At 44.0% G+C, this 12,521-nt stretch carries 14 protein-coding genes; 9 read left to right on the forward strand and 5 right to left on the reverse strand.

What is annotated here, in order from left to right; genetic code table 11:
• The first annotated feature begins 71 nt into the window (after window positions 1-71).
• The 3 genes from QUA97_RS12000 (at window position 72) to rpsN (ending at window position 2,066) form a co-directional block, all read left to right on the forward strand.
• Window positions 72-809: a Uma2 family endonuclease gene (locus tag QUA97_RS12000; RefSeq protein ID WP_194067288.1), complete on the forward strand. Its 738-nt coding sequence runs from the start codon at window positions 72-74 to the stop codon at window positions 807-809.
• Between the two features lie 163 nt (window positions 810-972).
• The gene (nth, locus tag QUA97_RS12005; RefSeq protein WP_194067289.1) at window positions 973-1,617 is read left to right on the forward strand and encodes an endonuclease III; all 645 of its coding nucleotides are present in this window, start codon (window positions 973-975) and stop codon (window positions 1,615-1,617) included.
• A gap of 146 nt (window positions 1,618-1,763) precedes the next feature.
• The gene (rpsN, locus tag QUA97_RS12010) at window positions 1,764-2,066 is read left to right on the forward strand and encodes a 30S ribosomal protein S14 (RefSeq protein WP_194067290.1); all 303 of its coding nucleotides are present in this window, start codon (window positions 1,764-1,766) and stop codon (window positions 2,064-2,066) included.
• A gap of 163 nt (window positions 2,067-2,229) precedes the next feature.
• Here the strand turns inward: rpsN and QUA97_RS12015 are convergent, their stop codons facing one another.
• The gene (locus tag QUA97_RS12015; RefSeq protein ID WP_194067291.1) at window positions 2,230-2,370 is read right to left on the reverse strand and encodes a hypothetical protein; all 141 of its coding nucleotides are present in this window, start codon (window positions 2,368-2,370) and stop codon (window positions 2,230-2,232) included.
• Window positions 2,355-2,684, reverse strand: coding sequence for a hypothetical protein (locus tag QUA97_RS12020; protein ID WP_006633845.1), 330 nt, complete (start codon window positions 2,682-2,684; stop codon window positions 2,355-2,357). Before QUA97_RS12020 ends, QUA97_RS12015 begins: the two co-directional genes overlap by 16 nt.
• A 64-nt stretch (window positions 2,685-2,748) precedes the next feature.
• Here QUA97_RS12020 and aat point away from each other — a divergent pair, with 64 nt between their 5' ends.
• Both aat and QUA97_RS12030 read left to right on the forward strand, forming a co-directional pair.
• Window positions 2,749-3,327 (forward strand): leucyl/phenylalanyl-tRNA--protein transferase, encoded by a 579-nt coding sequence (gene aat / locus QUA97_RS12025; RefSeq protein ID WP_333194709.1) that lies wholly within the window; start codon window positions 2,749-2,751, stop codon window positions 3,325-3,327.
• Between the two features lie 69 nt (window positions 3,328-3,396).
• Window positions 3,397-4,857 carry a HEAT repeat domain-containing protein gene (locus QUA97_RS12030; RefSeq protein ID WP_333194701.1) on the forward strand — a complete coding sequence of 487 codons (1,461 nt, stop codon included), beginning with the start codon at window positions 3,397-3,399 and terminating at the stop codon, window positions 4,855-4,857.
• Here the strand turns inward: QUA97_RS12030 and QUA97_RS12035 are convergent.
• Together QUA97_RS12035 and QUA97_RS12040 are read right to left on the reverse strand one after the other, a co-directional pair.
• Window positions 4,843-5,226: a hypothetical protein gene (locus QUA97_RS12035; protein WP_333194702.1), complete on the reverse strand. Its 384-nt coding sequence runs from the start codon at window positions 5,224-5,226 to the stop codon at window positions 4,843-4,845. The genes QUA97_RS12030 and QUA97_RS12035 overlap by 15 nt on opposite strands.
• A gap of 32 nt (window positions 5,227-5,258) precedes the next feature.
• On the reverse strand, window positions 5,259-5,621 hold the full coding sequence (locus QUA97_RS12040; protein WP_333194703.1) for a papain fold toxin domain-containing protein: 363 nt from the start codon (window positions 5,619-5,621) through the stop codon (window positions 5,259-5,261).
• A gap of 402 nt (window positions 5,622-6,023) precedes the next feature.
• Here QUA97_RS12040 and QUA97_RS12045 point away from each other — a divergent pair, with 402 nt between their 5' ends.
• The 3 genes from QUA97_RS12045 (at window position 6,024) to QUA97_RS12055 (ending at window position 10,540) form a co-directional block, all read left to right on the forward strand.
• The gene (locus QUA97_RS12045) at window positions 6,024-6,662 is read left to right on the forward strand and encodes a Uma2 family endonuclease (RefSeq protein ID WP_333194704.1); all 639 of its coding nucleotides are present in this window, start codon (window positions 6,024-6,026) and stop codon (window positions 6,660-6,662) included.
• Between the two features lie 363 nt (window positions 6,663-7,025).
• The gene (leuS, locus tag QUA97_RS12050; protein ID WP_194067293.1) at window positions 7,026-9,584 is read left to right on the forward strand and encodes a leucine--tRNA ligase; all 2,559 of its coding nucleotides are present in this window, start codon (window positions 7,026-7,028) and stop codon (window positions 9,582-9,584) included.
• A gap of 71 nt (window positions 9,585-9,655) precedes the next feature.
• On the forward strand, window positions 9,656-10,540 hold the full coding sequence (locus tag QUA97_RS12055) for an alpha/beta hydrolase (protein ID WP_194067294.1): 885 nt from the start codon (window positions 9,656-9,658) through the stop codon (window positions 10,538-10,540).
• A 119-nt stretch (window positions 10,541-10,659) separates the two neighbouring features.
• Here QUA97_RS12055 and QUA97_RS12060 read toward each other — a convergent pair whose 3' ends face one another.
• Window positions 10,660-11,490 (reverse strand): SAM hydrolase/SAM-dependent halogenase family protein, encoded by an 831-nt coding sequence (locus tag QUA97_RS12060; RefSeq protein WP_333194705.1) that lies wholly within the window; start codon window positions 11,488-11,490, stop codon window positions 10,660-10,662.
• An 18-nt stretch (window positions 11,491-11,508) separates the two neighbouring features.
• Here QUA97_RS12060 and QUA97_RS12065 point away from each other — a divergent pair, with 18 nt between their 5' ends.
• Window positions 11,509-12,357: a DUF3598 family protein gene (locus tag QUA97_RS12065; RefSeq protein ID WP_333194706.1), complete on the forward strand. Its 849-nt coding sequence runs from the start codon at window positions 11,509-11,511 to the stop codon at window positions 12,355-12,357.
• Window positions 12,358-12,521 lie beyond the last annotated feature (164 nt).

Raw genomic sequence — 12,521 nt, forward strand, 5'->3', positions numbered from 1 at the left:
GTCATTAGTCATCACAACGCTGATGACTGTTGAATATTATAAAATCACCAGTAAATTAGGGGAAAACAGCAATGATTACACAACTGCAATCTCCCGACCAATCTCAGATTATCTACCCAGATGATAACGGCGAACCAATGTCTGACAATACCGAACAGTTTAGATTGATCGTGTGGATTAAAGAAAATTTAGAACTGTTATTTGCGGGCGTGGTTGATGTTTTTGTAGCGGGAAACTTACTGTGGTATCCAGTAGAAGGAAATAACAAAATTTCTCAAGCGCCAGATGTGATGGTAGCCTTCGGAAGACCGAAAGGTTATCGAGGCTCCTACCAGCAGTGGAACGAAGATAATATTGTCCCGCAAGTCGCCTTTGAAATTTGGTCGCCGGGAAATCGCCTGAGTCCGATGCTGCAAAAACTGAGATTTTACGAACAATACGGCGTAGAAGAATATTATTTGTACGATCCAGCAAATCTGGATTTAACTATATGGGAGCGTCGAGAGGAACGATTAGAACCAATCGAAGAAGTGAACGGCTGGGTAAGTCCCAGAATGGGAGTGCGGTTTCAGCTATCAGAAACTGAACTACAAATATTCAGGCCTGATGGCACACCGTTTGTGAGTTTTGTGGAACTCGCTCAACTTCGAGATCAAGCAGAATCAAGGGCCGAACAAGAACGGCAAAGGGCCGAACAAGAACGGCAAAGGGCCGAACAAGCAGAAACTATGCTGGAACAAGAACGATCGCGCTCGCAAGCTTTAGAAGCAAGACTCCGAGACATGGGAATCGACCTCAGCCAGTTGTAAATGACTAATATTAACTTCGATCCATTGACCGCAATCAGTAAGATTCGTAGTGCGTCCTAGTGTCCGCACTACCGTTTTTAATATGAATAACAAATAACAATTAACAAACAACAATTAACAAATAACAACTAACAAATAACAACTAACAAATAACAAATAACAAATGACTAAAAAGTTAAGTTTAAAACAACGATCGCTCGAAATTCTGATTCGCCTCAAACGCCTGTATCCAGAAGCTCCTTGCACTCTCAACTACGAAACTCCGGTGCAGTTGTTGGTGGCGACGATTCTCTCGGCTCAGTGTACGGATGAGCGAGTAAACCTGGTAACGCCCGCCTTGTTTGAGCGTTTCCCCGATGCGGAGGCTTTGGGAAATGCTGATTTAGATGAATTGGAGCGTCTGGTGCGATCGACTGGTTTTTACCGCAACAAGTCTAAAAATATTAAAGCTGCTTGTTGGGCGATCGTCAACAAATTCAACAATCAAGTGCCGCAGCAAATGGAACTGCTGCTAGAATTGCCCGGAGTTGCCCGCAAAACAGCTAATGTCGTTCTCGCTCACGCTTTTGGTATTCATAGGGGCGTGACAGTAGACACCCACGTCAAGCGTTTGAGTCAACGATTGGGATTGACCGAACATACCGATCCGACTCGGATCGAGCGGGATTTGATGCTATTGTTGCCGCAGCCGGATTGGGAAAATTGGTCGATTCGGTTAGTTTATCACGGTCGGGCAGTTTGTAATGCAAGAAAGCCGATTTGCAATATTTGCGAACTTGCAGATTTGTGCCCTTCTGCTAATAGTTAGATGTTGCACTATTTTCAGGAACAAGCAAGATGCCTGTGGTTAAAAATATTGTCAACAAAAAAAGTAATTTAAATAAAAGCGATCCGAAATGACCAAAATATAGTAAAATAGTTGATCGTGATTTATCTAAGGATATAAACTGAGTTATGGCTAAAAAGAGCATGATCGAGCGCGAAAGAAAGCGCCAAGCACTCGTAGACAAGTACGCTGACAAGCGGGAAGACCTGAAAGAGCAGTTTGACCAAGCTGCGAATCAGATGGACAAAATGGCGATTCACCGTCAACTGCAACAGCTACCCCGTGGCAGTTCGCGGACTCGCTTGCGGAACCGCTGCTGGGCAACAGGACGGCCCAGAGGTTACTATCGCGACTTCGGACTGTCTCGCAACGTGATGCGAGAAATGGCTCACGAAGGTCTTTTGCCCGGTGTTGTGAAGTCTAGCTGGTAGCATAAAGAAGGAAGTTCGGCAACGGATTTCGTATTTCGTAACGGATTTAATGGATAGAAGAAAGAAGGGTTTAGTTATCGTCGCGAGAGAGGGAAGAAATAAGAAGGAATGAAGAAAAACTTATGAATAATCGGTAAGATTATATTTAGGGTTAATTTTTGTTTCAGACTTTCTTCCTTCTTCCTTCTTCCTTCTTCCTTCTTCCTTCTTCCTTCTTCCTTTTTCCTTCTTCTTTCTGACTGACATCCGTTACATCCGTTACAAAATCCGTTGCCGAACCTTCTTCCTTCACTGGCCGCAGCATTTATCGATGCCGAGACTTTCGAGTAACAAGTCGCTGACGGCATTGGCGATCGCAAATTCGCCGTAAAAGCTTTTAGAAAAATCATAGGCCTGCATTTCGGTGACGATCGCAATTACTAGGCTGCCCAGGTCATTTTCGCCTTCCATACGCTGGCGGACATAGATTTGGGCAGCTCTTTTAGCTATTTGCTGGTTGGCTGCTTCTGGGATAAACTCGGAGTCTAGCCATGCCAGCAGCGTTTGTTGGAGCCATTGGCCTTCTTGTTCGGGGTTTTTGGCGGGCGGTAAGGTAATAGGTTCGATGGTTTCAGACATGATTATTCCTAATTGCTAATGTTGACTTTGAAAAGTTAACTGACAAATGACAACTGATAAATATATGCAATATGATATACCGACAATTATACAAGGATATGCGCAAGGCTACTTCTTGATGGCAAATGACGGGGAGGAGAGTTTGGGGTGGTATTCGAGCCGGCAGCGGGCGCTGATTCCCCTGGATGAAAGATTTACCTATCCGAAATCCCTGCGCCGCCAACTCAATCAAAATCGATTTTCGGTGGCTGTGAACCGCGATTTTGGGGCGGTGGTTGAGGGTTGTGCCGATCGCGAAACTACTTGGATTTCTAGGGAGCTCAAACAGATTTACTGGGGTTTGTATGAGGCCGGTTGGGCTTACAGCTTCGAGACTTGGTGCGGCGACGAATTGGCGGGCGGTATTCTCGGATTGTCGATCGGCGGTGCGTTTATTGGGGAGTCGATGTTTTACCGAATTCCCGAGGGTTCTAAGGTGGCGATGGTGAAGTTGGTGGAGAGATTGCGCGATCGATCTTATCTACTTTTCGACGCTCAAATGAACAATCCACACTTGGAAAGATTCGGAGCTTATACTGTTAAGGAGAAACTGTACAACACTCTTTTGCAAGCAGCTTTGAAGCGCCGCTGCTCGCTATTTTGACAGCTTTGAGCTAATCAGGACTCAATTACGCGACTGGAAACGACTTTTATTATGGATAATTAACCTGACATGATATTATCTCTTTGTGCTTGGGAGTTTTTGCGGCAATTTGAGAAACAAAAAACGATTGAATTAGATGGTTTGATTCAAATTTTTCGGGAACACTGGCGAGATGAGTCTTGGCATGAAGTGTTACGTTTAATGGCGGGAAGGCTGGATGCTAAATTTACAGGTAACATCCTGGAATACTTGATTGATGAAAATGGGGAAGCCGAAAACTTTAGTAATCTGTTTTTGGCAGCGCAGTGTGTTTCAGAAGTCAAGAAGAGAAATGATATTGCTGCTATTGCTAGTAAGTTGCGCGATCGAGTCAAAGAGTTAACTAAATACGAAAATAGCAGTGCTTCTACACCTCAAGAATATGACAACCTAGTTTATGAAATTCGCAGACAAGCAGTAGCAGCAGTTGCAGCAACTTGGAAATATGACCCCGAAACCTCACCTTGGCTCAAACAAGTCGCTCAATTTGACAATAATTGGACTGTGCGAAAAGCAGCAGTTCAAGAATTAGCGCGCGGGTGGAAAGATGACCCCGAAACCTCACCTTGGCTCAAACAAATTGCTAAAAGTGACAAAAATTGGCTTGTGGGAAAAGCAGCAGTTCAAGAATTAGCACGCGGTTGGAAAAGTGACCCCAAAACCTCACCTTGGCTCAAACAAATTGCTAAAAGTGACAATATTTTTATTGTGCGAGAAGCAGCAGTTCAAGAATTAGCACGCGGCTGGAAAGATGACCCCGAAACCTTATATTGGCTAAAACAAATCGCTCAATTTGACGATGATAGAAATGTGCGAAAAGTAGCAGTTCAAGAATTAGCGCGAGGCTGGAAAGATGAACCAGAAACCTCACCTTGGCTCAAACAACGCGCTCAATCTGACGATGATGGGGATGTGCGACAAGCAGCAGTTCAAGAATTAGCACGCGGCTGGAAAGATGACCCAAAAACCTTACCTTGGCTAAAACAAAGCGCTCAATTTGACGATGATAGAAATGTGCGATGTGCAGCAGTTCAAGAATTAGCCGGTGGCTGGAAAGATGACCCAGAAACCTTACCTATTCTCAAACAACTCGCTCAATATGACAATAATAGGGATGTGCGATGTACAGCAGTTAAAGAATTAGCAGGTGGCTGGAAAGATGACGCAGAAACCTTACCTATCCTCAAACAACGCGCTCAATTTGATGATGACAAGTATGTGCGATGTGCAGCAGTTCAAGAATTAGCTCGCTGGTGTAAAGAGGACTCCGAAATATTTGAATTATTGTGCGATATTGCTATTAATGACCCCGCTTATCACGACTATGATTGGCAAATTAGCCCCCGGCAAACAGCTCTTGCAGATATTATTGAGCTATATCCCGATCGCCCTGAGACGTTAGAACTTGTGCGCGATCGGGCCCAGAACGATCGCGACCAAATCCTGCGTGAATTTGCCCAGCAAAAATTGGCAGAATTAGAGCGCCAATGAGCGATCGCCTTTATTAGCGATCGCCTTTTCTGCATTAACGTCAACCTCATCAACTTGTAAACTTTCATTCCGCCGCCAAAACTCATCCAGCAACTGAAAAAAATACTCAAATCCCTCCCTTTCATCCACTGAATAAAGCATGATAATTTTCGCCCAAGAATTCACCGACTGTACATTAAAGCGTTTCTGCAACCAAGGCTGAAACTCCCCATAAAACTCATTTTCCTGTTCACTTGGCTCAATCCCAAATTCTCGCCTAGCTGTTTTATAGCCAGCCAAAAACATAAACAAATCGTTAAGTGAAGATTTCCCAATGTACATCCCCGGTCTAGCTTTTATCTTTTCTAGAATATCAAATAATCCACTCATTTTGACCTCTAATTTTAACCAACAGTTCTATTTTACAATTTTTCTATTTCTTCTACAACAAATTGGTCGCTAGGAGAGTGAAAATCCTTAACCCACTCTTCTTTTAACATTCCATCTGTTGAGAGATTATCAAACACTAGACCTCGAACTTCTACCCCGTAATGTTTGCCGTTAACTGTAATCGATTCTGTAATTCCCTGACTTTCTAGACGTTCGCTGATGATATAATCCTCATCCTGATACTTTGTTCTCAGTCTGAGAATCTTTCCCTGAATCCCTTGTTGTTCTAGCCATTCTATAACAGCAGCAGCACAGCGATCGCATTCAAGAATTTTAAATTGACTGACTATATTTCCAATCTCTCGATAAATCTCTAAACTTGACAAATAGCTCATCTCTTTACCAAGAGCTTAGACAAATAGACATCTCCAACAATTCCGGCGGGGTAGACATCTTGCCTGCCCTTGACTGGCTGTTCACTAGATGTCTAATAATATAATACTCTAGCATAAAATAGCGCTCGCTCTTGATGTGATATAAATAAAAAAAGGAAAAACAAAATTATGACTGTAGCCACTAAAATACCCAAGCCTACGCCGAAATAGTTGAGTTCTCGGCCGCCGGCACAAATCCCGAAAGCATTATCAACTTTCAACTATCCGAAGAAGCCAAAGAACATATCGCTGACCTAATTTATCAACATAATAATTGAGTGATATATCTTAACTTTTGAAAAATTTAAAACCGCTATTATAAATAGTATAATTAAGCTGAGATACTTCTCGGAGACAACCACTATGCAAGTCACAACCGCAGAAATCATTTATCCTTCCAGCGACGGTCAGCCGATGGCAGAAAGCACCATTCAATACGAATTAATTGTCAAAATTAAAGAAGGTTGCGAATCGCTGTTTAAGAATGACCCAAACGTTTTTGTAGCAGCCGATTTACTCTGGTATCCCCTTGAGGGCAGACCCGATATTTCTCAAGCACCAGATACAATGGTAATATTTGGTAGACCAAAAGGCGATCGCCGTTCCTACCTACAATTTGGAGAAGATAATATCCCTCCCCAAGTCGTCTTTGAGATTCGCTCCCACAACGACAGCAATACAAAAATGCACAAAAAACTTTCATTTTACAATCGCTATGGAGTTGAGGAATATTACCTTTACGACCCCGAAATCAATGAGTTGGAAGGTTGGCAAAGAATTGAAGGAAGCTTAGAACCAATTGAACCGATGGAAGGATGGATAAGTCCTAGACTGGGAGTGCGGTTTGAGTTGCCAGAATCAGGGTTAGAAATTTATAAACCTGATGGAGAAAAGTTTCTTTCCCCTGCTGAAATGAATGCAGAGCGACTACTAGAGCGAGAGCGTGCCGAACGTTTAGCCGCCAAACTGCGCGAATTGAACATCGACCCAGATAGCATCTAAGCCCAAACAACGAGTAGAAACCCGGTTTTTCAAACAAATCGGGTTGCTGCGGATTGCAGTTATTTATTCTTTTAGGATTTACGCATCAAGACCAAAGAAACCGGGTTTTTTGCGGTTTTGCTGACTGTAACAAAGTATTATCGTAAAAACCCGGTTTCTGACCGCCCGTGCGTAAGTCTTATTCTTTTAACGGCGAATCGGAAATTTGGTCGATCGCCCCCAGCTCAAATTACACATACTACAATATATAATACAGAGATTGGAGCCAAAATGCTTGGAGCTCAAAAGAATCCTAATCGCGGCCCCATGAATGTGCAAAAATACTGAAGCAAACATTACTAAACTCTGCACGGAGCAATTGCTGTGGACTCCAGATACAACCCCCAATCCATAGAAGAAAAATGGCAGCAGATATGGGCTGAGCAAAACTTAGACCAAATGCCAGAAGATACCGAAAAGCCTAAATTTTATGCCTTATCCATGTTCCCCTACCCGTCGGGAAACCTGCACATGGGCCACGTCCGCAACTACACAATCATCGATGTAATTGCCAGACTCAAGCGAATGCAAGGCTATCGCGTACTCAATCCGATGGGATGGGACGCTTTTGGTTTGCCGGCAGAAAATGCAGCCATCGAACGCGGAATTCCCCCCGCAAAATGGACGTATGAAAATATTGCCCAAATGAAAGGCTTATTTCAGCGGCTGGGCATTTCCTTTGATTGGACAAAAGAAGTTACAACCTGTTCTCCCGATTATTATCGGTGGACTCAGTGGCTGTTCTTGCAATTTTTAGAAGCAGGATTAGCTTATCAAAAAGAAGCAGCAGTTAATTGGGATCCCATCGACCAAACAGTCTTAGCCAACGAACAAGTAGACAACGAAGGTCGTTCTTGGCGTTCCGGCGCGAAAGTCGAGCGCAAATTATTGCGGCAGTGGTTCCTCAAAATTACCGATTACGCCGAACAGTTATTAAACGACTTAGACAAATTGCCAAATTGGCCCGAAAGAGTCAAATTAATGCAAGCCAATTGGATTGGCAAATCAGTCGGTGCTTACTTGGAATTTCCGATTGTGGGAATGGATGAAAAAATCGCCGTTTTTACCACTCGCCCCGATACAGTTTATGGCGTTAGTTACCTTGTTTTAGCGCCAGAACATCCGTTAACCGCGCGCGTGACCACCGAAGACCAAAAAGCTGCTGCAGACACCTTCATCAAAGAAGTTGCACTGCAAAGCGAGATCGATCGCACCGCCGAAGACAAACCAAAGCGCGGCATCCCCACAGGCGGCAAAGCAATCAACCCTTTCAGCGGCGAAGAAATCCCGATTTGGATTGCCGATTACGTACTGTACGAATACGGCACCGGCGCAGTGATGGGAGTACCAGCCCACGACACGCGAGATTTCAAATTTGCCACTGAATATCAACTGCCAATTAAAATAGTAATTGTGGATGATGATGAAACTCCGCTGACCGAAGCTTACACCGAACCAGGAATTATGATTAATTCCGAAAGCTTCAACGGCATGGATTCAATTAAAGGTAAATCCGCAATTATTGAAGCTGCCGAAAGTTCTGGTTGTGGCAAAGCGCGAGTGCAATATCGCTTGAGAGATTGGCTAATTTCTCGACAGCGTTATTGGGGTGCTCCGATTCCAGTAATTCACTGTCCCAACTGCGGAACAGTCCCCGTCCCCCAATCGGATTTACCCGTATTGTTGCCGGAAAATGTAGAATTTACTGGCAAAGGTTCGCCCTTGGCAAAAATGGCAGAATGGGTAAACGTTGCGTGTCCGAGTTGCGGTACTCCAGCGCAGCGCGAAACGGATACGATGGATACTTTTATGGATTCATCGTGGTATTTTTTGCGCTATCCTGATGCTCAAAATCAAGAGCAAGTCTTTGATTCGGCGAAAACGAACGATTGGATGCCGATAGATCAATATGTCGGCGGTATCGAACACGCAATCCTGCATTTGCTGTATTCCCGGTTTTTTACAAAGGTTTTGCGCGATCGGGGTTTAATCAATTGTGACGAACCATTTAAACGCCTGTTAACTCAAGGCATGGTGCAAGCAAAAGCCTACAAAAATCCTGTGACTGGCAAATACGTTGCCGCATCAGATGTAGACCCAGAAAATCCTAAAGATCCGCAAACGGGCGCAGTTTTGGAAGTCTTCTATGAAAAGATGTCCAAATCTAAATACAACGGTGTTGACCCCTTGGAAGTTATGGGGAAATACGGGGTAGATACGGCGCGAATGTTTATTTTATTCAAAGCGCCGCCAGAGAAGGATTTGGAGTGGGACGACGCAGATGTGGAAGGGCAATTCCGCTTTTTAAATCGCGTTTGGCGCTTGGTGACAGAGTTTGCCTCACTCCCCCCAGCCCCCCCTACTCAAGAGGGAGAAAAAGAGGTGTTGAGCAAAGCTGAGAAAGATTTGCGGCGGGCGATTCACACTGCAATTAAGGAAGTTCGAGAAGATTTGGAGGGCGAGTATCAGTTTAATACTGCTGTTTCCGAAATGATGAAGTTGAACAATGCGCTGGCTGATGCTAAATGTAAGGATTCGCCTGTTTATGCAGAGGGAATTAACACTTTAATTTTGCTGTTAGCGCCTTTTTCACCACATATCGCTGATGAATTGTGGCATTTGATTGGTAACAGCGAATCCGTGCATACGCAGAGTTGGCCGGTTGCCGATCCATCTGCTTTAATTACCGATGAAATTACGCTGGTAATTCAAGTTATGGGGAAAACTCGCGGCACAATTCAAGTGCCTTCTGGTGCTGATAAAGCTGCTTTGGAAAAGTTTGCTCGCGAGTCGGAATTGGCTAAGCGTCACCTGGAAGGTAAGGAGATTAAAAAGGTAATTGTGGTTCCTGGAAAGTTGGTAAATTTCGTGGTAGCTGGATAAAGATGAGAAACCCGGCTTATCCAAAAAACCGGGTTTCTGAGACTTGCAGTTCAGAAATAGCGAACAAAACAATGAGCCAGCTAAAAATTAGAAAACGGCGCTTTTTGAGATGGCTATTGTCTTTAGTAAAATTTTGGGCGATCGCCTACACAGCTTTCTGTATACTCTTGTTTATTCTGCAAACTCGTTTGATCTTTCGGCCAACACCTGAAATCGCCAAAACACCGGATGCTTTTAACATCGCTTACCAAGAAGTTTGGTTGCCAGTTAAAGCTCGACCCAAAATTGAAAAACTTCACGGTTGGTGGCTGCCAGCCGCAAATCAACAATCATTAGGAACCCTATTGTACCTGCACGGCAAGGGTTTTAACATCGGCACGAATATCAATCAATCTTACCGCTTTCGGGAATTGGGTTTTTCTGTATTGCTGATTGATTACCGGGGTTACGGCCGCAGTCAAGGCAGTTTTCCCAGCGAAGCGCGGATCTATGAAGATGCGGAAACAGCTTATAATTATTTAGTCAAACAGCGGCAATTGTCGCCTAGCGAAATCTTTTTGTACGGTCATTCACTAGGAGGTGCTGTTGCTGTAGAATTAGCAGTCAGACATCCAGAAGCAGCGGGATTAATCGTTCAAAGTTCGTTCACTTCCATGCTGAATATGGTAGAACGCTACAGTATAATGCGACTATTTCCATCGAGGCTGTTGCTGACACAAAAATTTGATTCTTTGAATAAAGTTAAATTGCTGAAAATTCCGGTTTTGTTCGCCCACGGAACCGCTGACCCTCTGATTCCGGCGGCGATGAGTGAAAAGTTATATGCTGCTGCTGGTGAACCCAAGCAAATTTTGCTGGTTCCTAATGCTAAGCATAATAATGGAGATGCTTTTTTTAACAGCAGCGAATACCGCCAAACTCTTGTTGATTTTGCAAAAAAATCTAGAATTAGATGAATAAACCTCTTGATAAAGTAGAAAAAATATTGTAATGATCTGCGTTTGTCTGTGTTGATCTGCCTTAGATCTGCGGTTTTCGTATTTATCAAAAACTTAGGCAATAACTATCATCAAGATTACACGCAATCTCTGTAAATTATTTCTATTTTATCTCCAACTTCTAGCTGCAAAACGGATTCAGCGCTGCCGCCATTAACGGCAATTTCTAGCCAACCGTCAGAACCAATTATGGCAATTAAATCCCCTGGCTTGCTGTCGCTATATGTCTTACCGCTGGGGATGCGAATTGGATCGCAACTATTGCTAATTATCACTGACCAATTGTTAGATACAATGCAATTATTCGGGATATTAGTAATTAAATTGCCGAAGCGATCGACATACTGAACGCAACCTACCGCACCTGTGGCTGTAACGGTGCAATTTGGTATCTGTAGCTGCACTAAACTCGTAGGGTGTACCGCCCTTCCCAACTCTTCTAGCGGCACCCCATTCGCCAAATGAGCGCCCGCTGTGGCGAAAATATCGCGACCGTGAAAGGTGCTGCTGGGTTCGGGTGTACGCCAATATTGCGAATTCGTCAACTCCACAGCGGCGATCCTCTTCGAGGGCTTCGCTAACGCACTTTCCCGACTCAACACCCCGCTAAACAACCCGTTATCGGGCCCCACCAGCCAGCAATTAGCACATTTAACCGCAATCCCGCGTCTCTTGCTACCCACACCCGGATCGACGACAGCAATGTGTACGGTTTCCGGTGGAAAATAAGCAAAAGCAGTCATCAAACAAAACCTCGCCGCGGCAATATTTTGGGAGGGTATTTGGTGCGTAATGTCAATCACTTTTAACTGCGGGTTGATTTGGGCGATCGCACCTTTCATCACTCCCACATAAACATCACTCAACCCAAAATCCGTCAGCAGAGTTATAATTCTATTTTTAGACATAGATCCAAAGGTAAGAATATGGTAGCGCAGTGGGAAAACTTTCTGCAAAACTTAGGAGAATGGCACGGTTCCTTCACTCAGCTATCAACGCGGGGAGAGGTAATTAAAGATACTCCCAGCATTATTTCTCTCGAAGGACTCAACGACAACAAAACTGTGCGCTTGAAACTGCGGCGTTTCTCCCCAAATCCTAGCGGTGTCGGCGAACCAGAAGTCAGCGAACTTGTTCGAGAATATCAGAGTTTGGGACGAGATATCTTATTTTTTGAAAATGGAAATTTTTGTCAGGGTACTATTCAATTAGCGCCTTATTCTGAGTCTGGGGCCGAGTTTGGTTTTATCTACAACTATCGCAGGTTGCGCTTCGTTCAACTCTACAATATTGACGGCAATTTATCCAAACTTACCTTAATTCGCGAAAAGCACCTTGATAAAAATATCCCCGAACGTCCGCCTTTAACTGTTGATGCTTTGCTGGGAGAATGGCAGGGCGAGGCCGTGACAATGTATCCAGATTATCGTCATCCTGATTCCTATTCTACCAATTTACAATTGCATTTGCAAAATGGCGATCGGCTAGTACAGAAAATCACTTTTGGCAATAATGCTAATGTTATCAGTTCTAGCGGCAGCATTGACGGTTCTGCGATTAATTTTAACGAAGGTTCAACGCCCGTGCAAGTTTTGCTGCTTCCCGATGGCGGTTCTTGCACTTGTCCGGTGAAAGTTGAATTCAGAAAACCTATCTTTTTTGAGGCCGGTTGGTTGGTAGAACCTGACTTGCGATTTCGGATGATTCGCAGTTACAATGACAAAGGTGAATGGGTCAGTTTGACTTTAGTTACTGAACGGAAAATTAGTCATTAGTCATTAGTCATTAGTCATTAGTCATTAGTCATTAGTCATTAGTCATTAGTCATTAGTCAGTAGTCATTAGTTAGTAGGGGCGGGTTGATCGCGTAATCCTCGCATCCGGCACGCAATCTCCGAACAAAACCCGCCCCGCTTTACGACAAACGAAAGTTGATATA

This window comes from Microcoleus sp. CZ3-B2 (assembly GCF_036705055.1).
In the GTDB taxonomy this organism is placed as follows: domain Bacteria; phylum Cyanobacteriota; class Cyanobacteriia; order Cyanobacteriales; family Microcoleaceae; genus Microcoleus.

Excerpts from the sequence above, each read along its gene's own strand:
- nth (WP_194067289.1), top strand. The coding sequence starts at position 973 with ATGACTAAAAAGTTAAGTTTAAAACAACGATCGCTCGAAATTCTGATT.
- QUA97_RS12020 (WP_006633845.1), bottom strand. The coding sequence starts at position 2,684 with ATGTCTGAAACCATCGAACCTATTACCTTACCGCCCGCCAAAAACCCC.
- QUA97_RS12060 (WP_333194705.1), bottom strand. The coding sequence starts at position 11,490 with ATGTCTAAAAATAGAATTATAACTCTGCTGACGGATTTTGGGTTGAGT.
- QUA97_RS12030 (WP_333194701.1), top strand. The coding sequence starts at position 3,397 with ATGATATTATCTCTTTGTGCTTGGGAGTTTTTGCGGCAATTTGAGAAA.
- aat (WP_333194709.1), top strand. The coding sequence starts at position 2,749 with ATGCAATATGATATACCGACAATTATACAAGGATATGCGCAAGGCTAC.
- QUA97_RS12015 (WP_194067291.1), bottom strand. The coding sequence starts at position 2,370 with ATGCTGCGGCCAGTGAAGGAAGAAGGTTCGGCAACGGATTTTGTAACG.
- QUA97_RS12065 (WP_333194706.1), top strand. The coding sequence starts at position 11,509 with ATGGTAGCGCAGTGGGAAAACTTTCTGCAAAACTTAGGAGAATGGCAC.
- QUA97_RS12035 (WP_333194702.1), bottom strand. The coding sequence starts at position 5,226 with ATGAGTGGATTATTTGATATTCTAGAAAAGATAAAAGCTAGACCGGGG.
- QUA97_RS12040 (WP_333194703.1), bottom strand. The coding sequence starts at position 5,621 with ATGAGCTATTTGTCAAGTTTAGAGATTTATCGAGAGATTGGAAATATA.
- rpsN (WP_194067290.1), top strand. The coding sequence starts at position 1,764 with ATGGCTAAAAAGAGCATGATCGAGCGCGAAAGAAAGCGCCAAGCACTC.
- QUA97_RS12000 (WP_194067288.1), top strand. The coding sequence starts at position 72 with ATGATTACACAACTGCAATCTCCCGACCAATCTCAGATTATCTACCCA.
- QUA97_RS12055 (WP_194067294.1), top strand. The coding sequence starts at position 9,656 with ATGAGCCAGCTAAAAATTAGAAAACGGCGCTTTTTGAGATGGCTATTG.
- QUA97_RS12045 (WP_333194704.1), top strand. The coding sequence starts at position 6,024 with ATGCAAGTCACAACCGCAGAAATCATTTATCCTTCCAGCGACGGTCAG.